Genomic DNA, 26,511 nt, shown 5'->3' with positions numbered 1-26,511 from the left:
CTGCAAGCATCTCGTTAAGAGCCCGTACCTGCGCTCATGATCGGCTTGTGGCGCGGCCGGCGCTTCTCGTCGGGCACCGCGGAACTGTCCGGCTGGAGCGGCGGAGAATCGTCCGACATCGGCGCCAGCGCACTCATCACGCGCTCCGGCGGGAAGGTGACGATCACTTCGGTGCCGATGCGCAGCTTCGATTTCAGCGTGAATGTGCCGCCATGCAGGTCGATCAGGTTCTTGGCGATGGGCAGGCCGAGCCCTGCGCCCTGTTCCGCCGACTTGATCGAGTTGGAGCCCTGGCCGAACGAGGCGAGCACGATCGGGATCTCGTCCTCGGGGATGCCGGAGCCGGAATCCTTCACCGAGAGATATTGCCCGCCCGAAGCGGTCCAGCCGGCCTTGAGCCAGATCTCGCCGCCTTGCGGGGTGAACTTGATCGAGTTGGAGAGCAGGTTGAGCACGACCTGGCGGATCGCCCGCTCGTCGGCCCAGAGCCGCGGCATGGCCTGCTCGAACACCTCGTGGATGGTGATGCCGCGGCTCGAGGCGCGCAGCTTCATCAAATGATGGCAGTCGGCGACGATGCCGACCAGCGACACCGCTTCCTCGTTGAGCTCGTAGCGGCCAGCCTCGATCCGCGACAGATCGAGGATCTCGTTGATGAGGTTGAGCAGGTGCACGCCGGAATTATGGATGTCGGCGGAATATTCCTTGTAGACCGGCACCGCGTGCGCACCAAAAATTTCACTCTTCATCACCTCGGAGAAGCCGAGGATCGCGTTCAGCGGCGTGCGCAGCTCGTGACTCATCTGCGCGAGGAAGCGCGATTTTGCGACGTTGGCGGATTCGGCACGGTGGCGCGCTTCGTCCGAGATCGCCTTGGCCTGTTCGAGCTCGCCGATCAGCGCGTCCTTCTCGGCGCGTGCCTCGAGCGTGGCGAAGGTCGAGGAGTGCAGGCGATGCGCCAGCAGCACGAAATAGCCTTCGGCTGCGAGCGCGAGCGCCGCCAGGATGTAATTGTCGAGCGCGCCGGTGATTGCAAAGCTCAGCGCCATCGCGACCGCGACCGGCGCCGTGGCGGCAAGGGCGGCGATCGGCAGATTGGCGGCCAGCATGCTCGACACTGCGATCACCAGCAGCATCAGGAACATCATCAGCGTTTCCGTGACCATGTCGAGCACGGGATGGATCAGGATCGCCATCCAGCACAGGCCATAGAGCAGGTCGAGCACGACGAAGTGCGTGCGCCATGTGCGCGTCGCCGCGGGCGAGGAGGCCTCAGCCAGGAAACGGTGGCAGCTGCGGATCATCGCGGCGTGGATGCAGAGCATGCCGGCGGTCCAGGCCGCGGCCGGGATCGGCTGCATCCACAGCCCGAACAGCACGCCGGTGGCGACCACCAGCAGCATCACGACATAGGAAGCCGACAGCCGTGTCTGGGCATATTGGCGCAGCATCTCGGCGTCGAAAGCCGGCCGGGTTCCGCTGGTCGACGTTAACTTGTCGCGCGCCTCGCGTACCCGCTGCGACGCAGCCCGGCGGCTGCTCGCCGATGGCGCGCTCACCGGCTCGGCCGGAAGCTGCACGACCTCTGGCTTTTCAGCGGGTTTACTCATCGAACAACAACATTCCTGCCCGCGCAAAGGCGGGCCTTCTGCATTGTCTATCTCTGGCAAGAAATCCTTAAGAGGTGACTTAAGGAGCTAAAGAATTACGTTAACCCGGCGTTAATTTTGAACGCGCGCAGTGCCGGTCAGTGCAGTGCCGCATGCTGGGCGACGTAGACCACCGCGCCCGCCAGATAGCCCGCGAGCGCGGGGATGGCGATGCGGCGAGCGTACCAGAGGAACTCGATCCGTTCGAGCCCCATGGCGGCGACGCCCGCGGCCGAGCCGATGATCAGGATCGAGCCGCCGGTGCCGGCGCAATAGGCGATGAACTCCCAGAGGAAGCTGTCGGTCGGGTAGTGGCCGAGGTCGTACATGCCCATGGTCGCCGCCACCAGCGGCACGTTGTCGATGACGGCGCTGAGCAGGCCGAGCACGACGACGATGACGTCCTGGCGGCCAATCGTCGCCTCCAGCCAGAGCGCCAGCATCGACAGGAGGCCCGCATGTTCGAGGCAGGCGACCGCCAGCAGAATGCCGAGGAAGAACACGATCGAGCTCATGTCGATCCGCGTCAGCGCATGCGCGAGCGTCAGCGGCCGGCGAACATGCTCGTCCTTGTCGCGGTGAACGACCTCGCCGACCAGCCAGACGATGCCGAGCCCGAGCAGCACGCCCATGAAGGGCGGCAGATGCGTGACCGCCTTGAAGGCCGGCACGGCGATCAATACGCCGAGCCCCAGATAGAACATCAGATTGCGCTCGAACGACCCGACGAGCTGAACTCCGTCGTCCTTGGGTGGTGGCGCGATGGTCTTGCCTTTCACCAGAAGGCTGATGAAGGCGAGCGGCACGAGCAGATTGACCAGCGAGGGCAGGAACACCGAACCCATGATCTTCAACGGCGTGATCTGCCCGCCGATCCACAGCATGGTCGTGGTGACGTCGCCGATCACGGTCCAGGCGCCGCCGGCATTGGCGGCGATGACGATGAGGGAGGCGAACAGCAGGCGGTCGTCGCGCCTGGCGATCAGCCGCTGGATCAGCGAGACCATCACGATGGTGGTGGTCAGATTGTCCAGGATCGCGCTGAGGAAGAAGGTCACGAAGCCGATCAGCCACATCAGGCGGACCTGACTGGTCGTGCTGATGCGAGAGGTGATGACCTCGAAACCGTCGTGGGCGTCGATCACCTCGACGATGGTCATCGCGCCGATCAGGAAGAACACGATCTGCGCGGTGGAAACGACGGATTCGTCGATCTGCCGGCCGACCATGGCGTAGTCGCCGATCGTGGCCGCGTAGATCGCCCAAAGCAGCCCGGCGCCGATCAGCGCCGTGGCACTCTTGCTGATCCGGAGCGGGTGTTCGAGCGCGATCGCCGCATAGGCCAGAACGAAGATGACGGCGATCGCGATCAGCAAGGTGGGATCAGTTCGACAGGTGTCAGCGGTTAAGGCGCGCGAGCAGGCTCGACGTATCCCAGCGCTTGCCGCCCATCTTCTCGACCTCGGCGTAGAACTGGTCGACCAGCGCGGTCACCGGCAGATTGGCGCCGTTGCGGCGGGCTTCGGCCAGCGAGATCGAGAGGTCCTTGCGCATCCATTCGACCGCGAAGCCGAAATCATACTTGTCCTCGTTCATGGTCTTGTAGCGGTTCTCCATCTGCCAGGACTGCGCGGCTCCTTTCGAGATGGTCTCGATCACGGCGGCGACGTCGAGGCCACTCTTCTTGGCGAAGTGGATACCCTCGGAGAGGCCCTGCACCAGGCCCGCGATGCAGATCTGGTTGACCATCTTGGTCAACTGGCCGGAGCCGGCGGGCCCAAGCAGCTTGCACATCCGTGCATAGGCGCCTGTGATGACCGGCTCGGCGCCGGAATAGGCGTCCTGCGCGCCGCCGCACATCACCGTCAGCACGCCGTTCTCGGCGCCGGCCTGGCCGCCCGAGACGGGAGCGTCGATGAATTTGAAGCCGGCCTTGGTGGCGGCAGCGTCGAGCTCGCGTGCGACCTCGGCGGAGGCGGTGGTGTGGTCGACGAAGGTCGCGCCCTTCTTCATGCCGGCGAACGCGCCGTCGGGGCCGATCGTGACCGCGCGCAGATCGTTGTCGTTGCCGACGCAGCACATCACGAAGTCCTGGCCTTCGGCTGCCGCCTTCGGGGTTGCAGCGGTCTTGCCGCCGAACTTGTCCGCCCATTCCTTCGCCTTGGCCGCGGTGCGGTTATAGACGGTGACCTCATGGCCCCCTTTTTTCACGAGGTGTCCGGCCATGGGGAAGCCCATCACGCCGAGACCGAGGAAAGCGACTTTAGCCATGTGTGGTACCTTGTCCGTAGTTTGGGTTTTACGGTTTTTGCCGGGCGAGGGGGCGCCTGGTTCCGCTATGAGGGCGGATTAGGAGCGCACCATAAACCCTTGAGGCCAGAGGGCAACGGCTTCGTTTGGCAGCCGCCTGTGCTAGGATGGCGGGACTTAAGGTCCTACATAAAAAAAGGGAGCGAAAGCATGGGCGGCGTGAGCGTTGGTGTCCTCGATCATTTCAACATCCGGACCCGGAATCTGGCCGAGACGGTCCGCTTCTATGAGGACGTGCTGGGCCTGGAAAAAGGCGCCCGGCCCGATTTCGCCTTCCCGGGGGCCTGGATGTACAGCGAAGGCAAGGCGGTGGTGCACCTCGTCGATATTTCCCCGACCTCGGAGCCACAAAAGCCGGATTCCGGCGTTGTCCATCATGTCGCCTTCGTCAGCCGCGGGTTCGACGGCATGAAGCAGCGGTTGACGTCCAAGGGCATGAAATTCGACTCCCGCCAGGTGCCGGGCGGCGACCTCTGGCAGATCTTCGTCCACGACCCCAACGGGGTCATGATCGAGCTCAATTACGAGGCCGCTGCGGAGCAGGGGGCTGCCCCCGCGGAGATGGCAGACGATATCGGCAAGCAGTAGCCTTTTGGCCGTTTCCGCTCTAATGGGGCATCCTCAAGCCTTGAGCGTGATCTGATCGGAAAGCCGCTCCACACTTTTCCGGATCATGCTCTGTTCAGGAGATGCGCTTTGAGCGTGACGCAGCAACAGGTTCTCGACAGCCTCGCCAGGATCAAGTCGCCCCGCGGGGTCGCGCTCACCAATGCCAATGTGCTGAGCGCGATCAGCGCGGCCGACGGCAAGGTGTTCTTCTCGATCAACGTCGATGCCGCCGAGGCGCGGGCCTGGGAATCCGTCCGGGCCGAAGCCGAAGCCGCCGTGCGCGCCATTCCCGGCGCCACCACCGTGATGGTGGCGCTGACCGCCGAGCGCAAGCCGGGCGCCGCACCGCCTCCGCCGCCAACGCCGAGCCGGGGCACGCCGGGCGTGCAGCCGGTCCACGCCCACAAGCCACCGCCGCAGGGCGGCGCCCAATCGCCGATGGCTCGCCAGTCCGAGATTCCGGGTGTCGCTGCCGTGATCGCGGTTGCCTCGGGCAAGGGCGGCGTCGGCAAGTCGACCACCGCGCTCAACCTGGCGCTGGGCCTGCGCGACCTCGGCCTCAGGGTCGGGCTACTCGATGCCGACATCTACGGCCCCTCGGTGCCGCGGTTGACGGGCCTCCACGAGAAGCCGGCGCTGGACGGCGAGCGCAAGATGATTCCGCTCAAGCGTTTTGGCCTCGCCATCATGTCGATCGGCTTCCTGGTGGAGGAAGAGACCGCGATGATCTGGCGCGGTCCCATGGTGATGTCGGCGGTGACGCAGATGCTGCGCGACGTCGCATGGGGGAGCCTCGACGTGCTCGTGGTCGACATGCCGCCGGGCACCGGCGATGCCCAGCTCACGCTGGCGCAGAATGTACCGCTCAAGGGCGCCGTGATCGTCTCGACCCCGCAGGACCTGTCCCTGATCGATGCACGGCGGGGGCTTGCGATGTTCAGGAAGGTCAACGTGCCCGTGCTCGGCATCGTCGAGAACATGAGCTACTTCCAGTGCCCGCATTGCGGCACGAAATCGGATATTTTCGGCCATGGCGGCGCGCGCCACGAGGCCGAGAAGCTCGGGGTACCGTTCCTGGGCGAGATCCCCCTGCACATGGCGATTCGCGCCACCTCGGATGCCGGTAATCCCGTGGTCGACAGCGAGCCGGACGGTCCTCATGCGGCGATCTATCGCGCCATTGCGGGGCAGGTCCGGGACCAGCTCAAAGGCGTTATCGCCGCGGCCTGAGCCGGTCTTTTGGGGACATGCGACTTTCGTAGAGCCCCGTCATGCCATTGTCGCGTTCCGAAAGCGGGGCTTCCGTGTTAAAGGCCACGGCAGTCAAGCCCCTTCGGTTCGACGCGACAAAAACGCGTCGCCGGAACGAGCGGCGACAACGAGGAAGTTTAGGGGAAACGCCCCAACAAGGAGAGACCTGAAGATGAAGCGTCGTGATTTCCTGAAAGTGTCGGCAGCAGGCGCGGCGGCGACCGCCGCGGTGGCCTCGCCGGCGATCGCGCAGTCCATGCCCGAGATCAAGTGGCGCCTGACGTCGAGCTTCCCGAAGTCGCTCGACACCATCTATGGCGGTGGCGAGCAGCTGGCGAAGTACGTCGCCGAGATGACCGACAACAAATTCCAGATCCAGGTGTTCGCCGCCGGCGAAATCGTCCCCGGCCTCCAGGCGCTCGACGCGACCTCGAACGGCACGGTCGAGATGTGCCACACCGTCTCCTACTACTATGTCGGCAAGGACCCAACCTGGGCGATCTACGCCTCGGTGCCGTTCGGCCTCAACGCGCGCCAGCAGAACTCCTGGTGGTACCAGGGCGGCGGCGAGCAACTCGGCAACGAATTCTTCAAGAAGTCGAACGTGATTGGTCAGCCCTGCGGCAACACCGGCACCCAGATGGGCGGCTGGTTCCGCAAGGAGATCAAGACCGTTGCGGACCTCTCCGGCCTCAAGATGCGCATCGGCGGCATCGCCGGCCAGGTGCTCCAGAAGGTCGGCGTCGTGCCGCAGCAGCTCGCCGGCGGCGACATCTATCCGGCACTGGAGAAGGGCACCATCGACGCCGCCGAGTGGGTCGGCCCCTACGATGACGAGAAGCTCGGCTTCGCCAAGGTCGCCAAGTACTACTACTATCCCGGCTTCTGGGAAGGCGGTCCGACCGTCCACGCCTTCACCAATTTGGACAAGTGGAATTCGCTGCCGAAGAACTACCAGGCGATCCTCACCAACGCGATGGCCAACGCCAACAGCTGGATGGCCGCGCGCTACGACATGCAGAACCCGGCGGCGCTGAAGCGTCTGGTCGCCGGCGGCACCCAGCTTCGTCCCTTCACCAACGAAGTGCTCGAGGCCTGCCTCAAGTCGACCAACGAGCTGTGGGGCGAGATCTCGGCCAAGAACCCCGACTTCAAGAAGTCGATCGACGCCATGCAGGCCTACCGCTCCGACGAATATCTGTGGTGGCAGGTCGCCGAATACACCTACGACAGCTTCATGATCCGCTCGCGCACCCGCGGCTGATCTTTCGAAACGTCGCAAGACGACAGAGCCCGGCCTCGTTCGCGAGGCCGGGCTTTTTCTTTGCCGGCAGCGGCCGCCCAAACAAAAATATGAAAAACAACCCCATGCACAGTAGAAGCGGGGTGAGGACAGGTTGCCCTCTGGATGCTGCCAACAGCTTGACGCGTCGGGGCAAATCAGCAGGAAGGAGCAATCGTCGGCGCAGCCGGGGTCAACGCGGCGATTTTGCCTGATCGCTGCATCTGGAATGACATCGTCATTTGCCGCGCGTCCGTTCCCGCACCGTCATTGGGAGGAGCCCTGGATTGCTTCCGCCTTCGCCGAGGCTTCGGCGGACAAGTCGCTACGCTCGCAATGACGGGGGGATGGAGTTGGGGCTCAACCCAGCAGCGAAGCCGTTTGACACGTCGGGCAAAACAGTGGCAAAAAGCCAACATCGCATAATCCGAAATTGGCGCTTCGGTGCCGATCCCGTGAGGTGACGATGAGCTTCGATCCCGATGAGGTTCAACGCGCGCTGCGCAAAGCATGGTCGCTGTCGACTTCCAGCCAATGGACGGCGAGCAATCCAGCGGCAGGACAGTGCAACGTCACGGCGCTGCTCGTTCACGAACTCTTCGGCGGCGAGCTGCTGAAGACGCCTCTGCCGGCGGGCGATCATTTCTACAATCGGATCGAAGGACGGCGGTACGACTTCACGGCGAGCCAGTTCGATCAGCCGATTGCCTACGTCGACTTGCTCACAGATCGAGCCGACGCAGAGCTGGGAGCAACGAGTGAGCAACTGGCTGAGCTCAGGGCCGCTTTTCTGCGGCACTGTACTAGTACTATCCCGGCTGGTGGGACGGCGGGCTTGCCCGGCGTCCATCAGTCGGCCTCCGGGTCCGACTTCCCGACCAATCGTATCTGCCCCGGATAATCGATCGGCTGCGGATCGCGTATTCCCGCGACGTCTCGGCGAAACTGCTTACCCGCATCCGTCCATCGGCCGAACCGCGTGTTGACGACCTCCATCAGGCCATAATCCGCCAACGCTTCAATCGCATGTTCGCCAGCAGACACCGAAATGGAGTCCACTTCGTCGCCGTACTCGTCCAGATGCTGGTTGACCATCAGAACAAGCGCGATCAGGAGCTTCTGTTCGCCGTCGGTCATCGGCTGTTACCCCCGCACTGCTCCTTGATGCGCTCGAAGGCATCGATGTATTTGGTGTAGAATTTCTTTGCTCGCGCACCGAGCGCGTAAGGCTGGCAGGCTTCATCGGGAAACGGCATCTTGCTCACGTCGGAGTCCAACTGTGGACGCCGCGAATTACAGAATGCCCGCTTCTGCGAACTGAAATGAAGAGAATAGGTGCACCTGTTGTCAGGCGGAGCATCGGCCGGCCCGCGGCAAGCTTCCCACAGCTGATAAGTCCCGTCGAACTTCGTAAAATCCAATTGCACGACGTTGAACCCATCCTTCTCCTGACTTGTGGAAAGAAAGACGCATTTCTTGTCTGGAATCTGACGTATCTCAAGACGCATGCGCCGGTCGCCAAACTCTTCGAGTGTGACGGAATCATCCGCTGTACTGGTCAGCTTGTACGAGTCCTCACCGAACGGTCCATGAATCAGCATCGCGACATCCGGCAAAATCGCACCGGTACTCTTCGATTGTCCGGACTGCGCATGGCTCTCCGATGCGATGAAAATCGTTGCGGCGAGAGCAAAAACGATCCGGCTCAGCGCGCTGCTCCAAACAAGCTTTCGCTTCATGTGACTGGATCCCCGGTGCCGCAGCGGACTTCCGCGCGGCGCGCCCGTCGATGATGAACCGCTCAAGCGTGACTAGGTTGTAAATGGAATTTAAACAACCGATAATGCGCGGAATGCTCAATTTTGAATGAAGCGGGCGCAGGATGGTAGGGCGCCGCGTCATCCTGCGAGCTCTTGCCATGCTGTCGCCCTCCCTGAACATGAGGTTTTGACGATGCGTACTGTAATCGCGAGGCCATGGCCGACGCGGGCCCGCCAGATGTTTTCGGCGGAAGGCCAAGGCGGTGAACGCCGATCTACAGCTGCGGACCAGACAGTCTAACCTCTCGCTCGGCGCGGAAGACATTGCCATACAGGTTGCTGATCCATTGCCTTCCGCTCGACGTTACGTTCAGATAACGGATCGCCGTCGGGACTTGCGGTGCGACCTTGGTCCAGTAGAACTGCGGATATTTGTGCACCACGTCCGCGGGTGTGGCGTATCCGAGCGATTTGTTGAGCCCTATCTCTTCGAATTCATAGAAGAGCGCATTTGATTTCTTCATGTAGTTCGGATCGCCGAGCTGGCCGATCAGATCAGCGGCGCGCAGCAACAAACCTTCTTCCTCGTCCAGATCATCCTTGAGTTCGCTCGTTGGTGCGTCTGTATAGGGAAAGCGGGTATATTCGATGGCTTGGGCAACGCGCGCGGCGTCGATCTGGTCGACTGCGTCGAGGCGCTCCACCGCGAACAATTTTGAGCGATCGACGTGATAGGGCGCAAGCGCTGCATCGGAGGAGCCGACCGGCAACTCAACCGTTCGGCCGGTACCATCAACGACATAGGCGCCCTCCTGGTCTCCGTAGATGACGCCCCGAACGTAGCCGATGTCGTGGATCAGACAGGCCAGGATAAAGTGAGCGTAATCGCTGGCCGTGGTTTGCCTCAGAAGTGAGCGGCCGATCAGGATGTCGTGCCCCACCAGCGTGACCAACAGGGTGTGCTCCACGTTGTGATACAATGCATCGCTGTTGCCGATACATTCCAGGGCCAGCTTCGCCGCGTAAGGGAGCAATTCCGGCAAGCTGGCATGCGATGAGCCGAAGCGGCCTTTTGTCTCCGAGATGAGGAACGCACCGAGCGCCTGGGACGTCAGTTCTGGAATTGTTATCATGAGCAAGGTCCTCGTCGACGAACCCCCAATAAGCCTGCTGCAGGATCAGGAGGGAGAGGAGGCCACTGGAAGAATGCGACGCCGAGCTGGAAATTGCCGGGCGCCAGCGAACTGAAAGGCGACGTCGCCGCCTGAAATGGGCTGAACATGACGTGAGGCCAAAGGCAGGGGTGATGCTTGACCTAGATCAACGTGGCTGCGGCGCATGCTACGTCTGCCCGGCAGCAACGCCCGTTCAGGGCGGTCAAAAGCCGGCGTGCGGCGCGAAGGCCAGTCAGCCGGAGGCTGACATCGGCCGACAATTCAGCCATGGCGCCAATTTGTCGCCAGACCGCGTGGCTGGTCCGCCCTAGAAAGCGCGAAGGGTGCACCGGTACGCTCGGGTTCGAATGAACCCCACCCGACGGCGGAGCGACATGTTATTCTGGGTCATTGTATTTATGTGATTATCAGGAGACCGGATCATGATTCCTCAGGATCGGTTTCGCGGCCTTTTTCATAAATATCTGTTCGCGCTTTTCGTGGCTGTCGCGATCCCACTTGCATTCAACGGCGTCATTGAGGCGTGGTTCGGCTATCGCGATCAGCGCGCGAGGCTCGACCAGTGGCTTAGCCTCCAGTCCGCATCCGCGGCCGCCGAAATTCACGATTTCATCCACGGCATCACGAGTCAGCTTGGCTGGCTGGTTCAGCTTCCATGGAGTGACGAGTTCGACGAACGCCGGCGGACCGACGCGTTGCGCCTGCTTCGACAAGCGCCCGCCATCGTCAGTCTCACACTCCTCGACGGCAATGGCCTGGAGCGTCTCTACATCTCGCGGATCGGCCTCAATCGTATCGAGAGCCGCACGGACCGATCAGCCGATCCCGCCTTGGTTGGTGCCCGCGCAGCTCAGATCTGGTTCAGCGACGTCAGCTACAATCGAGGCTCCGAACCGTACTTGACGGTCGGGATTGCCGGCAACCGGCCGGCTGTCGGCGCAGTCATAGCCGAAGTGAACCTCAAGCTGATTTGGGACGTGATCTCGGCGATCAAGGTCGGAAAGACCGGCTCCGCCTTCGTCCTGGACCGATCGGGTCGCCTGATCGCCCATCCCGACATCAGCCTCGTGCTCCGCGGGGCGGAGGAAGCAACCTCCAAGCCATTTCGGGCTGTGCGGGACGCGATAGGGTCGAAAGCGGGCTTCGCCACGAGCCGGGATGCGCAAGGACACTATGTTGCCGCCAGCGCTGCTCCCGTACAGGGCCCCGACTGGACAGTCGTGGTCGTGCAGCCGCTATCCGAAGCTTACGCGCCGATTTATTCCGCCCTGTGGCGGACGGCAATGCTTCTCGCAATAAGCACCATGCTCGCAGGCATTCTTGCCTATGCATTGGCGCACCGGATGACGGAGCCGATCAAGCTGCTCGAGGAGGGCACGGAGAGGATTGGTGCCGGGTCCTTTGACCACCGCATCTCGATCCACACCGGGGACGAGTTCCAGCGTCTTGCAAACAGTTTCAACAGAATGGCGTCCGAGCTGGCGCTGGCGCAGCAGCACCAGGAGCGCATCGCCAAGCTGAAGCGGTTCCTTGCCCCCCAGGTCGCCGATCTCGTCGATCGAGCCGGCGATGACAGCGTGCTGGACGGCCGCCGTACGGAAGTCGTCGTTGTCTTCTGCGATTTGAGGGGGTTCACCGCGTTTTCAGCAGGCGCCGCGCCCGAGGACGTCATGAGCGTACTGTCGGAATATTATGAAAGCCTTGGCAGGGTCATCACGAAATTCGAAGCGACGCTGATCAATTTCTCCGGAGACGGACTGATGGTGCTGGTGAACGCACCTGTCCCGGTCGAAGAGCCTGCACTGAGAGCCATCGATCTCGCCATCGACATGCAGACGAACGTGCAAGCCCTCATCGCCGGCTGGCGATCGCGTGGCTACCACATTGGTTTCGGAATCGGCCTTGCCAGCGGGCCGGCGACTGTCGGCCGGATCGGATACGAGGACCGGCTCGACTACACCGCCATTGGGAGCGTCGTGAATCTTGCGGCCCGGCTGTGCGGATCTGCCGCAGACAAGGAAATCCTGATCGACGCCAAAGTCGCCGCCGACGTCAAGGGCAGGCGGCCCGTTGAGGATCTCGGGGGCCGCGAGATCAAAGGATTTGACGAAGCCATTCCAGTCTTCGGAATATCCTTCGAGGCTCTCGAGCCGAGTGGCCGCGGGATGCCCGGCACAATCCGCTAGAGACTGTCCGCGTATCCGGGGCTATGCTCCGGCAAACGGCTGACGGCAGCGGGTCCGTGGGCATGAGGTGCGCCAACTCTGAAGCAGCAACGCTACGCAGACGCGCCAGACGGCGTGATTTTCTTCTTTGGATGGCAGGCGCCGCGACGTGGACGACCGTCTCGTATGGGCAGAAGCCCTCCATGCCGGTCATCGGATATCTTTGCCCGGAGTCACCCGAGCTCTTTGGCAGTCGACTTGAGGCTTTCCGACAGGGACTGGAGGAAGCCGGCTTCGTCGAGGGGCGCAATGTGGCGATCGACTTTCAGTGGGCCGCCGGACAATATTCTCGATTGCCAGCCCTGGCTGCCGAATTGGTCGCCAGAAATGTAGACCTGATCGTGGCTCCTGGCGGGGCTCCCGTGGCACTTGCCGCGAAGGGTACGGGTACGACCAAGACCATCGTGTTCGAGATGGGCGGCGACCCCGTTCAGCTACGCGTGGTGGACAGCCTGTCGCGGCCGGGCGGAAATATCACGGGGGTATCGAGCCTGAGCGTCGATGTGTCGCCAAAGCGGCTTGAGCTGATGCGCGACCTGTTGCCCACGGCGACCAGATTGGCGGTGGTCGCCAACCCGACAAGTCCGACCGCACCATCACAATTGCAGAAGCTTCAGGCGGCCGCAGAAACCCTGCGGGTTCAACTGCAGATCTATAGCGCAAGCAAGGAGGATGAATTTGAATCCGTGTTCGCGGCCGTTGCCAGGGACGGGCTAGGCGGAGTTGTGTTTACCTCCGACCCCTATTTCGCATTTCGCAGCGCCCGGCTGGCGGCTCTCGCGATGAAATATCAATTACCCGCAATCACGCAGACCCGAGACTTTCCCGTGGCTGGAGGCTTGATGAGCTATGGGGGAGATTTCACGCAGTCGCACCGTCGCGCGGGTATCTATGCCGGACGCATTCTGTCGGGCGAGAAGCCTTCTGATCTTCCGGTTCAGCTCGTCACGAAGGTGGAGCTCGTTGTCAATTTGAAGGCAGCGAAACTGCTCGGCCATCCGTTCTCCGCAGCAGTCATTGCCGGCGCGGATGAGGTGATCGAGTAAACCATTATGGGAACGCGCCCAGATCGGCTTACACGAACCTGACAGGGGGCGCGGGCCGGCCTGCCACGTGCTTTTTCGCTGGCCGAGGCGGCCGGAATGGTGGAAGAGAGCGAAGATGCGGCGCTAGCCGTGATTGCACCGGAACATCCGGCGGGACTGCGATGCGCCTTCTGATCGTCGAGGACAATGTCGAGCTGTCGCGGCTCGTTGCCGCCGGGCTGTCGGCCGCCGGCTACCAGAGCGACATCGTGAGCACCGCGGCCGAGGCGCGCGAGGCGGTCAGCAGCGTCAGCTACGCTGCGATGATCCTCGACCTCGGCCTTCCCGACGGCGACGGCCTGTCGGTGCTGCGCGAGCTGCGGCGGCAGATGGAGCCGCTGCCGGTGCTGGTGCTGACCGCGCGCGGCGGCTTGCAGGACCGCGTCAGCGGCCTGCGCAGCGGCGCCGACGACTATCTGGCAAAGCCGTTCGCCATGGAGGAGCTGGTGGCGCGGCTGGAGGCGATCCTGCGCCGGCCCGGCCAGCTGCTCGGCCGTTCGCTGCGCCTCGCCAATCTCGTCTACGACACCGAAAGCCGCCAGATCTTCGTCGACGACCAGCCGCGGATCATCTCCGCGCGCGAGACCTCGGTGCTGGAGATTTTGCTGCGCCGGCAGGGGCGGGTGGTGCCGAAGAAGAACGTCGAGGACCATATCTTCGGGCTCGAAGGCGAGGTCGCCTCCAACGCGGTCGAGGTCTACGTCTCGCGACTGCGCAAGCAGCTCACCGAGCACGGCGCCAAGGTCGTGATCCACACCATCCGCGGCGTCGGCTATCTCATGTCCGAGGAGAAATAGCGTGGCGGCCGCCGGGGCCTATGGCAGATCGCCGACATTCAAATCGTTGATCTGGCGCATCGTGTTCATGCACATCGTGGCGGTCGCGGTCGTCGCGATCTTCCTGCCGCTGGTGCTGTTCTGGCTGCTCAATTCCGAAGTCGACCAGCTGCACCGCGAAGCCATGCGGGCGCAGGCCGAGGTGCTGGCCGAGCGCATTGTCGCGGCGCCGGACGGCCTGCTGACGTTCAACCTGCCGGACAGCCTGCGGGGCCTCTATTCGGAAGCCTACGGCCGCTATCTCTACGACATCCGCGATGCCGACGGCCGTTTGCTGTTTTCGTCCCGCCGCAAGACGGGAGCGGCAGCGTCGGCGCCGCCGACACTTTCCGAGACGATTTCCGGCGCCGGCGTCACCCGCATCATCGACGGCAAGATCGTGCGCATCCGCGTGGCCGAGGATCTGGCGCATCGCGACGTCATCATCGACGACATCATCTCGAACTTCTTCCGCCGGGTCGGGTGGATCACCATTCCGATCCTGCTGATCCTGCTCGCCGCCGACATCATCATCTTCCGCCGCGCCATCGCGCCATTGTGGAAGGCCTCGGAGGAGGCCAGCAATATCGGGCCGGCGCGCACCGACATCCGCCTGCCGACGGAACAGATCCCGCGCGAGATCATGCCGCTCGTCACCGCCGTGAACCAGGCGCTCGACCGGCTCGAGGACGGCTTTCGCGTGCAGCGGCAGTTCACGGCGGATGCCGCGCATCAGTTGCGCACGCCGCTCACGATCCTGCGCACGCGGATCGAGACGCTGGGCGATGGCGCCGCAAGGAAGGCGCTGCACGATGACATCGAAGGCATGAGCCGCATCGTCGCCCAGCTGCTGGAGATCGCCGAGCTCGACACCCTGGTGCTCGATCCCGGCGAGACCGCGGACCTGCGCGCCGTCTGTGCCGAGGTGGTCGGCTCCATCGCGCCGTTCGCGATCGCGCAGCACAAGGACATCGCGCTGAAGGGCGCCGACGCGCCGGTGCTGATCCATGGCAATGCGGAGATGCTCCAGCGCGCGATCTTCAACCTCGCCGAAAACGCCATCAAGTTCACGGCGAAGGATACCGCCGTCGACGTCGAGGTGCGCGAGGACGGTTCGGTGCGCGTGCGCGATTGCGGCCCCGGCATCGCGGAGAACGAGCGCGAGCTGATCTTCCAGCGCTTCTGGCGCGCCGACCGCCAGCGCAGCGACGGCGCGGGCCTCGGGCTCTCGATCGTGCGCGGGGTCGCGGACGATCATGCCGCGACGGTGGCGGTGGAGAATCTTCCGGGCGGCGGCGCGGAGTTCACGCTGCGGTTTCGGCTGGCGGAGAAGACGGCTTCTTCACCCTCTCCCCTTGTGGGAGAGGGTGGCTCGCCGCGATAAGCGGCGAGACGCGGCGCGCTATTTCAGCTTGCCCGTGGACAGGTCCATGACCATGCGCGTGGCCAGATAGAGCCGCGGCACGATGCTGTTGATCTGCACATATTCGGCATCGTTGGAGTGCGCGCCGAAGCCTGACAGGCCCATGCCTTCCACCACGGCGCCGCTGGTCTTGAGCGCGGCAAACGCGGCGTCGGTGCCGCCGCCGGTGGCCTTCTCGTCGACCTTGAGGGACAGTCCGATCTCCCCATAGATCGTCTTGCCGTAGGCCGCGACGCGGCGTGAGGCATCGTTGGCCTCCAGCGGCGGACGACGTACCTCGAATTTCAGCTCGACCCTGGAGTCGGGCAGCAGGCGGTTCTTGATCTTCTCCTGCAACGCCTTCTGCAACTCGTCGAAATCGGCGACCTTGAGCGCACGTGCGTCGGCCTGGGCCGAGGCGTCGGCCGGGATGACGTTGCGGTTGGTGCCGGCCTTCGAGACCGTCCAGTTCAGCTTCAGGCCCTGCTCGGGCTTGGACAGGTCCTTCATCTGCAGCACCTGGTGCGAGAGCTCGTACAGCGCGTTGACGCCGCCCTCGGGCCGCGCGCCCGCGTGCGAGGACTTGCCGTGCACCGTGAGATAGGCCGAGCCGATGCCGCTGGTGGCAAGGCGCAGCGTGCCGTCGGTGCCGCCGCCCTCGAACGAGAACACCACGTCCTGATCCGCGGCGAATTTGGTGATGGTGCTGCGCCAGCCGGGCGAGGAGATCTCCTCGTCGCCATTGGTGAGCACCGTGAGCGTGCCGTAATCCCTAAAATTGAGTTTCTGGAGCATCGCCACGGTATGGAGAATGAGCGCGACGCCCTGCTTGTCGTCGGCAATGCCGAGGCCGTAGGCCTTGTCGCCGTCGACGCGGAACGGTTGGTCCTTCAGCATGCCCTTCAGGTACACCGTGTCCATGTGGGCGATCAGCATGATCTTCTTGCTGCCGGTGCCCTTGAACACGGCGTGCACGGCCGGGCCGATTGTCTCGGGCGTGTCGTCGAGGCGATAGACGTCGGTGGGGTGCAAAATCTCCACCGTGCCGCCGAGCTGCTTGAGCTGGCCGGCAACGCGCTCGGCGATCTGGTTCAGGCCGTCGATGTCCTTGCTGCCGGATTCGATACTGACGAGATCGCGCAGCGTGTCGAGCAGCGGCTGCTGCTCCTTTTGCGCCAGCGCATGGACATCGGTCATCGGTTCCGCATGCGCAAACGTTGCGGCACATGCCACCCAGAGCGATGCGATCAAGGGAGCGAGCGACGGAGCAGGGAGCGATCGGGACATGCGCGGCGGTCCATCAGTTGGAGGATGGCCCGGTATGCCCGTGTTTGCGTTGCTTGTCACGCGCGCGGGCGCGCGCGTCATGAACCGCCGAGGCGGAACATGACGGCGATGGTTATGGCCGCTACTTCTGCGGCGGTCCGAGATCCAGCGGCGGCAGGTCGATCTGCGGCACTTCGATCTTGACCTTGTCGAGGTCGACGTTGAGCGGCTTGTCGAGCAGGCCCGTCACCGTGATCGGGAAGATGATCACGAGCAGCACCATGATCAGCTGCAGGCCGATCCAGGGGATCGCGCCCCAATAGATGTCGGAGCTCTTCACTTCCTTCGGCGCCACGCCGCGCAGATAGAACAGCGCGAAGCCGAACGGGGGATGCAGGAACGAGGTCTGCATGTTCACGCACAGCATCACGCCGAACCAGATCAGCGCCGCGTCCGGTCCCACCACCGGGGCGAGGACCTTCTGCGCGATCGGCGCGATCATCGGCAGGATGATGAAGGCGATCTCGAAGAAGTCGAGGAAGAACGCCAGGAAGAAGATGAAGAGGTTGATGAAGATCAGGAAACCCCACACGCCGCCGGGCAGCGAGGTCAGCAGATGCTCGAGCCAGACGCCGCCGGAGACGCCAAGGAACACCACCGAGAAGCAGGTCGAGCCGATCAGGATGAAGGTGACCATGCAGGTGAGGCGCATGGTGGACTCGTAGCCCTGCTTGATCAGGTCGCGCAGCTCGGGGATGCGTGCGGCCTGGATGCAGATCCACGCCACGGCGAGATAGGTGACGGCGAACGAGAGCCTGAAGACCAGGTTCTCGGTGAACAGCATCGCGACGATGGTGCCGACGCCGGCGGCGATCACGCCGCCGATCAGGATCATGCGATCCTTCGAGGTGAAGTCCTTGTGATGGATCGCGGCGAGCACGATGGCGCCGACCGCGCCCATCGCGCCGGCTTCCGTCGGGGTCGCAAGACCCATCATCATGGTGCCGAGCACGACGAAGATCAGCACGGCCGAGGGGATGATGCCCATCAGGCACTTCTTCCACAGCGCCCAGCCGGTGAGCGTGCGCGCTTCCTTCGGCACCGGCGGCACGTGGCTCGGCTTGATCAGGCCGAGGATGAAGGTGTAGCCGGCGAACAGCATGATCTGGAACACCGACGGACCCCAGGCGCCGAGATACATGTCGCCGACCGACTTGCCGAGCTGGTCGGCGAGCACGATCAGCACCAGCGAGGGCGGCACCAGCTGCGTGATGGTGCCGGAGGCCGCGAGCACGCCGGTGATGTAGCGCATGTTGTAGCCGTAGCGGATCATCACGGGCATCGAGATCAGCGCCATGGCGATGACCTGGGCCGCCACCGTGCCGGTGATGGCGCCGAGGATGAAACCGACGATGATGACGGAATAGCCGAGGCCGCCGCGGACCGGGCCGAACAGCTGGCCCATCGAGTCCAGCATATCTTCGGCTAGTCCACATCTCTCTAATATGGCGCCCATGAAGGTGAAGAACGGGATCGCGAGCAGCAGCTCGTTGGAAAGCACGCTGCCGAACACGCGGCCGGGAATCGCCTGGAGGAAGTTGAGGTCGAAGAATCCGAGATGGATGGCGAGGAAGCCGAAGGAGAGGCCGACCGCCGCGAGCGTGAACGCGACGGGGAAGCCGATCAGCATCGCCAGAACCAGGCCGCCGAACATCAGCGGCGGCATCATTTCCAGCGTAATCATTGGGTCGGCCTCTCGTACTTGGCGTCGATCGTCACATAGCCCTGGAGAGCCGCGATTCGCTTGATGACTTCGGAAACACCCTGGAGCGCCAGCAACACGAAGCCGGCGGGGATCACGAACTTGATGGGCCAGCGGATCAGGCCGCCGGCATTGCCCGACATCTCGCCGACGTTATAGGCCTGCATGAAGAACGGCCAGGACAGATAGGCGAGCAGGAGGCAGGAGGGGATCAGGAAGCAGAGCGTGCCGATCATGTCGAGCCAGAGCTGGCCGCGTTCCGAGAGCGTGAGGTAGAAGATCTCGACGCGGACATGCTCGTTGCGCTTGAAGGTGTAGGACGCGCCGAACATCACCAGGATGGCGAACATGTACCATTGCAGCTCCAGCCAGCCGTTCGAGGAGTTGCTGAAGGCATAGCGGATCATGGCATTGGCCGCGCTGACCAGGCACGCCAGCAGCACCAGGATATTACAGACGTACCCAATCTTTTCATTGAGGGCGTCGATGGCGTTGCTCACCGCCAGCAATGGACGCATCTTACTTTCTCTCCGTCGCCGTCGCGGCCTAACACTTTACGGGAGGCTTCAGCACGCATCGCCTGGCCGGCGTGCGAAAAGCACGCGACCGCACGGACAATATTCCGGAGCGATTGCGGCGTCAGTCCTCCCCTCGTGCCTTGCCGTCTTGACCGCGACCGCCAAAGGGGCGCGGCCGGCTTATTGCTGCCGGGCAAGCAAAGGCGGCTGCACCAAACCAGCGGGCTTGTGCGCCGTCAATCGGAAAATGGGCAAATTGACGCCGAGTCAAAAGCTTATGGCGGGGAGGGCGCGAATCCCTCAGCCGCCCGTGACGCTCATGTGCCTGGAGACGCTGGGGCGGTCGTGGCGGCGGTCGATGATGAAATCGTGGCCCTTGGGCTTCAGCCCGATGGCGAGGTCGATCGCATCCGCAAGCAGCATGTCGTCGTCAGATGCACGCAGGGGTTTGCGCAAATCTGAAGCATCCTCGTGGCCGAGGCAGGTGTGCAGCGTGCCCGTGCAGGTGATGCGCACCCGGTTGCAGGATTCGCAGAAATTATGGGTCATCGGCGTGATGAAGCCGAGCTTGCCGCCGGTCTCGGCAATGCTGACATAGCGCGCCGGCCCGCCGGTGCTCTCGGCCAGATCGGTCAACGTGAATTGCTGGGCGAGCCGCGCGCGCACCAGCGACAGCGGCAGGTACTGGTCGATACGGCCCGAGCCGATCTCGCCCATCGGCATGACTTCGATCAGCGTCAGGCCCATGCCCTTGCCGTGCGCCCAGCGCATCAGGTCGGGAAGCTCGTCCTCGTTGAGGTTCTTCAGCGCCACCGCGTTGATCTTCACGCCAAGCCCAGCGGCGCGCGCGGCTTCGATGCCCTCCAGCACCTTGTCGATCTCGCCCCAGCGGGTGATCTCGCGAAATTTCTTGGGATCGAGCGTGTCGAGCGAGACGTTGATGCGGCGGACGCCGCAATCGGCGAGCTCCCGGGCGTGTTTCGCAAGCTGGGTGCCGTTGGTGGTCAGGGTCAGCTCGCTCAGGGCGCCGCTCGAAAGGTGGCGGGACAGCGAGCGCACCAGCGTCATCACGTTGCGGCGGACCAGCGGCTCGCCACCGGTGAGCCGCAGCTTCTTCACGCCCTTGGCGATGAAGGCCGTGCAGAGCCGGTCGAGCTCTTCCAGCGTCAGCAGGTCCGCCTTGGGCAGGAACGTCATGTCTTCCGACATGCAATAGAAGCAGCGCAGATCGCAGCGGTCGGTGACGGATACGCGCAAATACGAGATGGTCCGCCCGAACGGATCGGTCATCGCGCTCGACAGCGCGTCGCGGGGGCTCGCTGCTGCGAGAGGGCTCGCGGAAGGTCCGTTCATACCAGATGCCTTGCCAAATGCCTTGTCACTTACGGCGACGGGCGCACCTTTGCTTCAGTGGTGCTCTGGAAGCAATCTAAGCATCGGACGCGGTTAGGACAATCGGGTGGTATACGTAATCAGCGCCTGGATCAGCGCTTTCCTGCGTTCGGATCGGGAAACGGCGAGGCCGCCACCGCAGCAGGTGCAGCATCCGCAGGGGCCGCAGCGGGTGCGGCATCCGCAGGTGCCGCGGCGGCTGCGGCCGGCTTCGGCTTCTTCGGCCGGTGCGGCTTCTTCACAGGCTTGGGCGGCACTGCCGGCTGGAGTTCCGCGAACACCGGATTCGGGTCGGTGGTGACCGAGGCGGGCGTGGTGAAATCCCCGGGATTCTTGATCACGTTCACCGGCACGCTGGCCGGCTGATATTTCGGCAGCGCGAAAGCGACGGCGAACGGCGCGTCGGGGGCGGGAACCGAGACGGAGCAGGGGGTCTTGCAACCCGCACCCAGCGAGGTCGTGGCGTCAGCTCCTGGAGGATTGGATTCCAGCCGGACCTGGACGGTCGGCGGCGCCGATTTGAACATGTCCCAAGACATCGAGGAGCAGCCACCAAGGCTCGCTCCCGCTAGCGCAATCGCGATGACACGACGCATGACCACCCACTTCTAACTGCGACGAACCGCCACATCCCCGGGCGAACCTACGAGCGTCGTTCCAAGCAAGCAACCGGCGCGCTGCGCATAGTTAATAGATGGTTAACGCAGGGTTCCGTAGAATATGGCAGTTATCTCAGAGGCTTGTGGTTCCTAGGCAGTCATCAGGCTGTGGGCCGCGGCCGGCAGGTCGCGCATGTGATGGATCAGCCGGTCCGGCTTCAGCTCGGCGATCGGCACGTCCGTATAGCCGAAGCTGACCCCGATCACGGGCACCCCGGCGCGCCGGGCCACGCCGACGTCGGTTCCGGCATCGCCGACCATGATGCTGGCTTTGACCGCCCCGCCGGCGCGCGCCACGGTCTCGCGGAAAATGGTCGGATCGGGCTTCTGGACGCCAAAGGTGTCCGCGCCGCAGATCGCGGCAAAGCGGCGGGTGAGGTCGAGCTGGTCCAAAAGCCGCTTCGACAGCCATTCCAGCTTGTTGGTGCAGACCGCCAGCCGGTGGCCCTGGGCGGCAAACTGGTCGAGCGCGGCCTCGAGCCCTTCGAACGGGCGGGATTCGACCGCGATATGGTCGGCGTAATAGGCGATGAAATCCGCCGTCATCCGGTCCATGTCCGCCGGCGTGACCATGCGGCCTTCGGCCTCCAGCCCCCGTTCGATCAGCTTGCGGGCGCCGGCGCCGATCATGTTGCGGGCCGAGGCCATCGGCACGGGCGGCAGCCCTTCGCGGTCGAGCACGAAATTCAGCGCGGTGATCAGGTCGGGCGCCGTATCCACAAGCGTGCCGTCGAGATCGAAGACGAGGGTGTAAGGGGAGGTCATGGTTCCAGCGCTATCGGGCCGGCCGGATCGGCGCAAGGGCCGAAGCCATAAGTTCACCTTATAAGATCGGCCCGGAGGCCTGTTCCGGCGGGAAAAACGAGGCTACATAGGCCGCCGCAAGCAACCTATCGGCGGCACACTCTAAAATTCAGGGGCGGGCGCATCGTGAACATGGACCAGTTGAAGCGGCAGGCTGCGGCGCGCGCCCTCGAGGAGGTGCGTGACGGCATGCAGCTCGGGCTCGGCACCGGCTCGACCGCCAAGCATTTCGTCGAGCTGCTCGGCGAGCGCGTGCAGGCCGGGTTGAAAGTGATCGGCGTACCGACCTCGGAGGCGACGCGCCTCGATGCCGAGCGCTGCGGTGTGAAGCTGACGACGCTGGACGAGATCGATCATCTCGACCTCACCGTCGACGGCGCCGACGAGATCGATCCCGACTTCAACCTGATCAAGGGCGGCGGCGGCGCGCTGCTGCGCGAGAAGATCGTGGCGGCCGCCTCGGATCGCATGATCGTGATTGCCGACGACAGCAAATGGGTGCCGACGCTCGGCCGCTTTCCGCTGCCGATCGAGGTCATCCCGTTCGGGCTCGGCGCGACGCGCCGCGCGATCGAGAAGGCATTTGCCGAATGCGGCGTTTCCGGGCAAATGGCGGTCCGCAAAGCCAAAGGCGGCGACAAGGATGGCCACGTTTTCGTCACCGATGGCGGCCACTGGATTCTCGATGCTCAGCTCGGACGCATCGTGGATCCGCCTGGCCTCGCCAAGGCGTTGAGCTCGATCCCCGGCGTGGTCGAGCATGGCTTGTTTATCGGCTTGGCCAGCTCGGCCGTTTTGGCGGGCGGCGAGGGAATTCGCGTGATTGAACGGCGTAAGCCGAAAGGAGACTAGGAATGAAGAGCGTATTGAGATTCTTGCCGGCCGCGACGCTTGCTGCTGGACTGGCCGTCTTGGCGGTCCCGGCGATCGCGCAGCAGGCCGCGCCGGCCCAGAAGGCTGCTCCCGCGCCGGCCCCGCCGAAAGCCTCGCCTGCGGCGATCGCGGCGGCCAAGGAAATCCTGCAGATCAAGAACGCCACCGCGATGTATCAGGGCGCCGTGCCTGGCATGGTCGAGAAGACCAAGATCACGCTGATCCAGCAGAATCTCAACTACCAGAAGGAGCTCAGCGAGGTCGCGCCGATCGTGGCCCAGCAGCTCAACGGCCGCCAGAACGAGATCGGCGAAGGCATGGCGCAGATCTATGCCAGCGAGTTCACCGAGCAGGAACTGAAGGACCTCGTCACCTTCTACAAGTCGCCGCTGGGCAAGAAGCTGATCGACGCCGAGCCGCGCGCCATCGGCCTCAGCATGGCCTTCATGAACTCCTGGGCCCAGAACTTCTCCGAGACCGTGATGGGTGCCTTCCGTGCCGAGATGCGCAAGCGTGGCAAGGAAATCTGACAGTACCTATCTGATCAGAAACCCCTGAAGCGCGTCATCGCGCTTTAGGCTGTTATTTGCGCATGATCCTATCGGAGAACCGCTGCACACTTCTCCGGATCATGCGCTGAAAGAAGAGGTCGGAGTGGACAATGGCTGAATTCGACGTCGACCTCTTTGTCATCGGCGGCGGCTCGGGCGGCGTGCGTGCCGCCCGCATCGCGGCCGGCCACGGTGCGCGTGTGATGATCGCGGAAGAGTACCGCATGGGCGGGACCTGCGTGATCCGCGGCTGCGTGCCGAAGAAGCTGTTCGTGATCGGCTCGCATGTCCGTCACGAGCTGGAAGATGCCGCCGGTTTCGGCTGGACCGTTCCGCCCGCGACCTTCGACTGGCCGACGCTGATCGCCAACAAGGACAAGGAGATCGCGCGGCTGGAAGCGGCCTACACGACGAATGTCGAGAAGTCGGGCGCGCAGGTCGTCAAGAGTCGCGCGGTGATCGAGGACAAGCACACCGTCCGCCTGCTCGAGAACGACCGGAAGATCACCGCAAAATACATCCTGATCGCCACCGGCGGCGCGCCCAACCACGGCGCCTCGATCCCCGGCATCGAGCACGTGATCTCCTCCAACGAGGCGTTCCATCTGAAGAAGCTGCCGAAGCGGATCGTGATCCAGGGCGGCGGCTATATCGCGCTGGAATTCGCCGGCATCTTCGCCGGCTACGGCTCCGACGTCACCGTGATCTATCGCGGTGACAACATCCTGCGCGGTTTCGACGAGGACGTTCGCGCCCACGTCCGCAGCGAGATGGAAAAACAGGGCATCACCATTCTCACCGGCTGCACGGTGGCGAAGGTCGATCGGCACGGCGAGGAATTTACCACGCATCTGTCGAACGGCTCGAGCCTCGCTTCCGACCAGGTGATGTTCGCGATCGGCCGCCATCCGTCGGTCGCCAATCTCGGCCTGGAGAAGGCCGGCGTCGCCATCAACCCCGAGAATGGCGGCATCGCGGTGGACCATTTCTCGAAGAGCTCGGTCGACAACATCTATGCGATCGGCGACGTCACCCACCGGCACAATCTGACGCCGGTTGCGATCCGCGAGGGGCATGCGTTTGCCGACACCGTGTTCGGCAAGCGCGAGGTGCAGGTCGATCATTCCTACATTCCGACCGCGGTGTTCTCGCAGCCGGAGGTCGGCACGGTCGGTCTGACGGAGACCGAGGCGCGTGCGCAATTCAGCCACGTCGACATCTACAAGACGACGTTCCGCCCGATCAAGGCGACGATGTCCGGCCGTGACACCCGCGTGCTGATGAAGCTCGTCGTCGATGGCTCGACCGACCGCGTGCTCGGCTGCCACATCGTCGGCGATTGCGCCGCCGAGGTCACCCAGGTGGTCGCGATCGCGGTGAAGATGAAGGCGACCAAAGCCGACTTCGACGCGACGATCGCGCTGCATCCGACCGCGGCCGAAGAGCTGGTCACCATGCGCACGCCGACGGCGCGGCATGTACGGCAGGCGGCGGAGTAGGACCGGCCTTTAGCGCGACCTCAAAGCACTGAGATCACGTCACGTCATCTCCGATATCTTGCCCTTGCCTTGGCAGGACTCGCATTTGACTGGATAGATCTTGCGACCCGGGTGCGTTGGCTCCTTGGATTTGGGAAAGCCGGTTCCATTGCACAGCGGGCAGGTATGTTCTTTGATCTTCGGGGGCATGCTAGATCCTTTCCGGCTGTGGTGGCGCAGCGGCCCCTGCAGGGGCCGCGTTGCCTTGTGGTCAATGGTTCAAGGCCGACCTAGCCTCCGGCGGGCTCATCCTCGGCGAAGGTCTGCTCGATGGCGGCGGGCATCTTCGCAACCGACATCAACGAACGTGCGACCTGATTGAGCAACTGGTCCGCGTTCTCTTCCTCCGCCAGATTCTTGGAAAGCAGCGCGACGACGGCGGTGTGACGCAACTGCTGCGCCAGGTTGCGGGCGGTCGCGTAGCCGGCAATCTCGTAGTGCTCGACACGCTGTGCCGCACCGATCAACGCGAGATCCGCAGCGGCATCGTCCTTCCTGGCGCCCTCCTTGATCACTTCGTCGCCTTCCTCGACAAGCCCCTGCATGCCCTTGCAAGCCTTGGCGCGCGGCTTCTTCCCAAGAAGTTCGAAGCACTCGTCGAGACGCTCGATCTGCGCTTCGGTTTCGGCCAGGTGAACGGTGAACAGCTCGGAGAGCTGGTCGTAGCGGGCAGCCTCGATCATCTGAGGCAATGCCTTGGTCAACTGCTTCTCCGCGTGCAGGAGATCCCGCAGCTGATCGATCAGCAGGTCGTCAAGGCCAACGGACGGTTCCGATGGCGAGCTTTCGGCAACGATGGAAGGCGCTGCGCCGGGATCGCCGCTCTGGAGTGCCGGTGATTCCATGAACACCCAGTCCTCGCCTTCATTCCAGGGACCTCTTGTGTCGATTTCTCCATTGTCGCCGGACCCTGTCGAATCGTTGAAGAACTGGTCCACGAGACCGGGCGTCGGAGCGATGCGGCCGATGCTGAACGTGGGCTTGTTCATGCTTTCCAGCGCGCGTGAGAACGCCTTCATGTGGGTGATTTCCCGTGTCATCAGGAATTGCAAGGCGTCCTTGGTGCCGGCGTCATCACAGAAATTGATCAGGCGCTCATAGACGATCTTGGCCCGAGCTTCTGCGGCGATGTTGCTGCGCAGATCGACGTCGAGTTCTCCGGTGATCTTGAGATAGTCCGCCGTCCAGGCACTGCCTTGCGAGTTGAACAGATTGACACCGCCGCCTCCGGCAATCGCGATCAAGGGATCGGCTTCCGCCGCTTCGCGATCGAACTTCATGGGTTTCAAGTGCAGCCGCGCGAGCGATCCGACGACCTCAAGGTGGCTCAACTCCTCGGTTCCAATATCCATGAGGAGATCCTTACGGTCGGGATCCTCGCAGTTGAGACCCTGAATGGAATACTGCATGGCGGCCGCAAGCTCGCCGTTGGCGCCACCGAATTGCTCCAGCAGCATATTGCCGAACCGGGGATCGGGCTCGTCGACCCGGACTGTGAACATGAGCTTTTTGACGTGATGATACATGGAAAGACCTTTGACTACAGGAGATACCGGGGCCAACTGAGCGCTGTGTTGGACGTTCC

At 63.5% G+C, this 26,511-nt stretch carries 24 protein-coding genes; 11 read left to right on the top strand and 13 right to left on the bottom strand.

What is annotated here, in order from left to right; genetic code table 11:
• Positions 1-14: 14 nt before the first annotated feature.
• From AB7Z56_RS27620 to AB7Z56_RS27610, 3 genes are all read right to left on the bottom strand, one after another.
• Positions 15-1,610 (bottom strand): sensor histidine kinase, encoded by a 1,596-nt coding sequence (locus AB7Z56_RS27620; RefSeq protein WP_166352131.1) that lies wholly within the window; start codon positions 1,608-1,610, stop codon positions 15-17.
• Between the two features lie 137 nt (positions 1,611-1,747).
• On the bottom strand, positions 1,748-3,025 hold the full coding sequence (nhaD, locus tag AB7Z56_RS27615) for a sodium:proton antiporter NhaD (protein ID WP_354095268.1): 1,278 nt from the start codon (positions 3,023-3,025) through the stop codon (positions 1,748-1,750).
• Positions 3,026-3,047: 22 nt separating this feature from the next.
• On the bottom strand, positions 3,048-3,920 hold the full coding sequence (locus tag AB7Z56_RS27610; RefSeq protein ID WP_028159845.1) for an NAD(P)-dependent oxidoreductase: 873 nt from the start codon (positions 3,918-3,920) through the stop codon (positions 3,048-3,050).
• A 189-nt stretch (positions 3,921-4,109) separates the two neighbouring features.
• Here AB7Z56_RS27610 and AB7Z56_RS27605 point away from each other — a divergent pair, with 189 nt between their 5' ends.
• From AB7Z56_RS27605 to AB7Z56_RS27590, 4 genes are all read left to right on the top strand, one after another.
• The gene (locus AB7Z56_RS27605; RefSeq protein ID WP_063984035.1) at positions 4,110-4,547 is read left to right on the top strand and encodes a VOC family protein; all 438 of its coding nucleotides are present in this window, start codon (positions 4,110-4,112) and stop codon (positions 4,545-4,547) included.
• Positions 4,548-4,655: 108 nt separating this feature from the next.
• Positions 4,656-5,798, top strand: coding sequence for an Mrp/NBP35 family ATP-binding protein (locus AB7Z56_RS27600; protein ID WP_085404880.1), 1,143 nt, complete (start codon positions 4,656-4,658; stop codon positions 5,796-5,798).
• A 193-nt stretch (positions 5,799-5,991) separates the two neighbouring features.
• Positions 5,992-7,083 carry a TRAP transporter substrate-binding protein gene (locus AB7Z56_RS27595; RefSeq protein ID WP_014496209.1) on the top strand — a complete coding sequence of 364 codons (1,092 nt, stop codon included), beginning with the start codon at positions 5,992-5,994 and terminating at the stop codon, positions 7,081-7,083.
• Between the two features lie 484 nt (positions 7,084-7,567).
• Positions 7,568-8,002: a YunG family protein gene (locus tag AB7Z56_RS27590; protein ID WP_259257961.1), complete on the top strand. Its 435-nt coding sequence runs from the start codon at positions 7,568-7,570 to the stop codon at positions 8,000-8,002.
• Here the strand turns inward: AB7Z56_RS27590 and AB7Z56_RS27585 are convergent.
• The 3 genes from AB7Z56_RS27585 to AB7Z56_RS27575 form a co-directional block, all read right to left on the bottom strand.
• Positions 7,951-8,238, bottom strand: coding sequence for a hypothetical protein (locus AB7Z56_RS27585; protein ID WP_208086091.1), 288 nt, complete (start codon positions 8,236-8,238; stop codon positions 7,951-7,953). The two genes, AB7Z56_RS27590 and AB7Z56_RS27585, sit on opposite strands and share 52 nt — an antisense overlap.
• Entirely contained in the window at positions 8,235-8,840 is a 606-nt protein-coding gene (locus tag AB7Z56_RS27580; protein WP_259257960.1) for a TrbC/VirB2 family protein, read from the bottom strand. Before AB7Z56_RS27580 ends, AB7Z56_RS27585 begins: the two co-directional genes overlap by 4 nt.
• Before the next feature lie 296 nt (positions 8,841-9,136).
• Positions 9,137-9,994 (bottom strand): hypothetical protein, encoded by an 858-nt coding sequence (locus AB7Z56_RS27575; RefSeq protein ID WP_063984030.1) that lies wholly within the window; start codon positions 9,992-9,994, stop codon positions 9,137-9,139.
• Positions 9,995-10,458: 464 nt separating this feature from the next.
• Between AB7Z56_RS27575 and AB7Z56_RS27570 the strand changes: the two genes are divergently transcribed.
• From AB7Z56_RS27570 to AB7Z56_RS27555, 4 genes are all read left to right on the top strand, one after another.
• Positions 10,459-12,222 (top strand): cache domain-containing protein, encoded by a 1,764-nt coding sequence (locus tag AB7Z56_RS27570; RefSeq protein ID WP_441256571.1) that lies wholly within the window; start codon positions 10,459-10,461, stop codon positions 12,220-12,222.
• Positions 12,223-12,353: 131 nt separating this feature from the next.
• On the top strand, positions 12,354-13,307 hold the full coding sequence (locus AB7Z56_RS27565) for an ABC transporter substrate-binding protein (protein WP_441256570.1): 954 nt from the start codon (positions 12,354-12,356) through the stop codon (positions 13,305-13,307).
• 161 nt (positions 13,308-13,468) lie between these two features.
• Positions 13,469-14,143 (top strand): response regulator transcription factor, encoded by a 675-nt coding sequence (locus AB7Z56_RS27560; RefSeq protein WP_028146749.1) that lies wholly within the window; start codon positions 13,469-13,471, stop codon positions 14,141-14,143.
• Between the two features lie 67 nt (positions 14,144-14,210).
• Positions 14,211-15,545, top strand: coding sequence for a sensor histidine kinase (locus AB7Z56_RS27555; protein ID WP_441256845.1), 1,335 nt, complete (start codon positions 14,211-14,213; stop codon positions 15,543-15,545).
• A gap of 18 nt (positions 15,546-15,563) precedes the next feature.
• Here the strand turns inward: AB7Z56_RS27555 and AB7Z56_RS27550 are convergent, their stop codons facing one another.
• From AB7Z56_RS27550 to AB7Z56_RS27525, 6 genes are all read right to left on the bottom strand, one after another.
• On the bottom strand, positions 15,564-16,850 hold the full coding sequence (locus AB7Z56_RS27550) for a M20/M25/M40 family metallo-hydrolase (RefSeq protein ID WP_063984026.1): 1,287 nt from the start codon (positions 16,848-16,850) through the stop codon (positions 15,564-15,566).
• A 121-nt stretch (positions 16,851-16,971) separates the two neighbouring features.
• On the bottom strand, positions 16,972-18,573 hold the full coding sequence (locus AB7Z56_RS27545) for a TRAP transporter large permease (protein ID WP_063984025.1): 1,602 nt from the start codon (positions 18,571-18,573) through the stop codon (positions 16,972-16,974).
• Positions 18,570-19,109, bottom strand: coding sequence for a TRAP transporter small permease subunit (locus tag AB7Z56_RS27540; RefSeq protein ID WP_014496195.1), 540 nt, complete (start codon positions 19,107-19,109; stop codon positions 18,570-18,572). Before AB7Z56_RS27540 ends, AB7Z56_RS27545 begins: the two co-directional genes overlap by 4 nt.
• A gap of 300 nt (positions 19,110-19,409) precedes the next feature.
• Positions 19,410-20,462 (bottom strand): GTP 3',8-cyclase MoaA, encoded by a 1,053-nt coding sequence (gene moaA / locus AB7Z56_RS27535; RefSeq protein ID WP_354176932.1) that lies wholly within the window; start codon positions 20,460-20,462, stop codon positions 19,410-19,412.
• Between the two features lie 131 nt (positions 20,463-20,593).
• Positions 20,594-21,097, bottom strand: coding sequence for a hypothetical protein (locus tag AB7Z56_RS27530; RefSeq protein ID WP_063984023.1), 504 nt, complete (start codon positions 21,095-21,097; stop codon positions 20,594-20,596).
• 153 nt (positions 21,098-21,250) lie between these two features.
• Complete coding sequence (locus tag AB7Z56_RS27525) at positions 21,251-21,925, bottom strand: HAD-IA family hydrolase (protein ID WP_063984022.1); 675 nt, start codon at positions 21,923-21,925, stop codon at positions 21,251-21,253.
• Positions 21,926-22,090: 165 nt separating this feature from the next.
• Between AB7Z56_RS27525 and rpiA the strand changes: the two genes are divergently transcribed.
• The 3 genes from rpiA (at position 22,091) to gor (ending at position 24,887) form a co-directional block, all read left to right on the top strand.
• Positions 22,091-22,816, top strand: a complete 726-nt coding sequence (gene rpiA / locus AB7Z56_RS27520; protein ID WP_028146742.1) for a ribose-5-phosphate isomerase RpiA — start codon at positions 22,091-22,093, stop codon at positions 22,814-22,816.
• 2 nt (positions 22,817-22,818) lie between these two features.
• Entirely contained in the window at positions 22,819-23,367 is a 549-nt protein-coding gene (locus tag AB7Z56_RS27515; RefSeq protein WP_063984021.1) for a DUF2059 domain-containing protein, read from the top strand.
• Between the two features lie 131 nt (positions 23,368-23,498).
• Positions 23,499-24,887, top strand: a complete 1,389-nt coding sequence (gor, locus tag AB7Z56_RS27510) for a glutathione-disulfide reductase (protein WP_063984020.1) — start codon at positions 23,499-23,501, stop codon at positions 24,885-24,887.
• Between the two features lie 269 nt (positions 24,888-25,156).
• Here the strand turns inward: gor and AB7Z56_RS27505 are convergent, their stop codons facing one another.
• A complete protein-coding gene (locus AB7Z56_RS27505; protein ID WP_063984019.1) occupies positions 25,157-26,452 on the bottom strand; it encodes a DUF892 family protein in 1,296 nt (431 codons plus the stop codon).
• Positions 26,453-26,511: the final 59 nt, after the last annotated feature.

This window comes from Bradyrhizobium sp. 482_C4_N1_8, assembly GCF_052075965.1.
Lineage (GTDB): Bacteria > Pseudomonadota > Alphaproteobacteria > Rhizobiales > Xanthobacteraceae > Bradyrhizobium > Bradyrhizobium barranii.
This window is presented reverse-complemented; position numbering and strand designations above follow the sequence as displayed.

What these genes read in the sequence shown, in the direction of transcription:
- AB7Z56_RS27620 (WP_166352131.1), bottom strand. Translation starts at nt 1,610, where the DNA reads ATGAGTAAACCCGCTGAAAAGCCAGAGGTCGTGCAGCTTCCGGCCGAG.
- AB7Z56_RS27610 (WP_028159845.1), bottom strand. Translation starts at nt 3,920, where the DNA reads ATGGCTAAAGTCGCTTTCCTCGGTCTCGGCGTGATGGGCTTCCCCATG.
- AB7Z56_RS27605 (WP_063984035.1), top strand. Translation starts at nt 4,110, where the DNA reads ATGGGCGGCGTGAGCGTTGGTGTCCTCGATCATTTCAACATCCGGACC.
- AB7Z56_RS27595 (WP_014496209.1), top strand. Translation starts at nt 5,992, where the DNA reads ATGAAGCGTCGTGATTTCCTGAAAGTGTCGGCAGCAGGCGCGGCGGCG.
- AB7Z56_RS27590 (WP_259257961.1), top strand. Translation starts at nt 7,568, where the DNA reads ATGAGCTTCGATCCCGATGAGGTTCAACGCGCGCTGCGCAAAGCATGG.
- AB7Z56_RS27585 (WP_208086091.1), bottom strand. Translation starts at nt 8,238, where the DNA reads ATGACCGACGGCGAACAGAAGCTCCTGATCGCGCTTGTTCTGATGGTC.
- AB7Z56_RS27580 (WP_259257960.1), bottom strand. Translation starts at nt 8,840, where the DNA reads ATGAAGCGAAAGCTTGTTTGGAGCAGCGCGCTGAGCCGGATCGTTTTT.
- AB7Z56_RS27575 (WP_063984030.1), bottom strand. Translation starts at nt 9,994, where the DNA reads ATGATAACAATTCCAGAACTGACGTCCCAGGCGCTCGGTGCGTTCCTC.
- AB7Z56_RS27570 (WP_441256571.1), top strand. Translation starts at nt 10,459, where the DNA reads ATGATTCCTCAGGATCGGTTTCGCGGCCTTTTTCATAAATATCTGTTC.
- AB7Z56_RS27565 (WP_441256570.1), top strand. Translation starts at nt 12,354, where the DNA reads ATGGCAGGCGCCGCGACGTGGACGACCGTCTCGTATGGGCAGAAGCCC.
- AB7Z56_RS27560 (WP_028146749.1), top strand. Translation starts at nt 13,469, where the DNA reads ATGCGCCTTCTGATCGTCGAGGACAATGTCGAGCTGTCGCGGCTCGTT.
- AB7Z56_RS27555 (WP_441256845.1), top strand. Translation starts at nt 14,211, where the DNA reads ATGCACATCGTGGCGGTCGCGGTCGTCGCGATCTTCCTGCCGCTGGTG.
- AB7Z56_RS27550 (WP_063984026.1), bottom strand. Translation starts at nt 16,850, where the DNA reads ATGTCCCGATCGCTCCCTGCTCCGTCGCTCGCTCCCTTGATCGCATCG.
- AB7Z56_RS27545 (WP_063984025.1), bottom strand. Translation starts at nt 18,573, where the DNA reads ATGATTACGCTGGAAATGATGCCGCCGCTGATGTTCGGCGGCCTGGTT.
- AB7Z56_RS27540 (WP_014496195.1), bottom strand. Translation starts at nt 19,109, where the DNA reads ATGCGTCCATTGCTGGCGGTGAGCAACGCCATCGACGCCCTCAATGAA.
- moaA (WP_354176932.1), bottom strand. Translation starts at nt 20,462, where the DNA reads ATGAACGGACCTTCCGCGAGCCCTCTCGCAGCAGCGAGCCCCCGCGAC.
- AB7Z56_RS27530 (WP_063984023.1), bottom strand. Translation starts at nt 21,097, where the DNA reads ATGCGTCGTGTCATCGCGATTGCGCTAGCGGGAGCGAGCCTTGGTGGC.
- AB7Z56_RS27525 (WP_063984022.1), bottom strand. Translation starts at nt 21,925, where the DNA reads ATGACCTCCCCTTACACCCTCGTCTTCGATCTCGACGGCACGCTTGTG.
- AB7Z56_RS27515 (WP_063984021.1), top strand. Translation starts at nt 22,819, where the DNA reads ATGAAGAGCGTATTGAGATTCTTGCCGGCCGCGACGCTTGCTGCTGGA.
- gor (WP_063984020.1), top strand. Translation starts at nt 23,499, where the DNA reads ATGGCTGAATTCGACGTCGACCTCTTTGTCATCGGCGGCGGCTCGGGC.
- AB7Z56_RS27505 (WP_063984019.1), bottom strand. Translation starts at nt 26,452, where the DNA reads ATGTATCATCACGTCAAAAAGCTCATGTTCACAGTCCGGGTCGACGAG.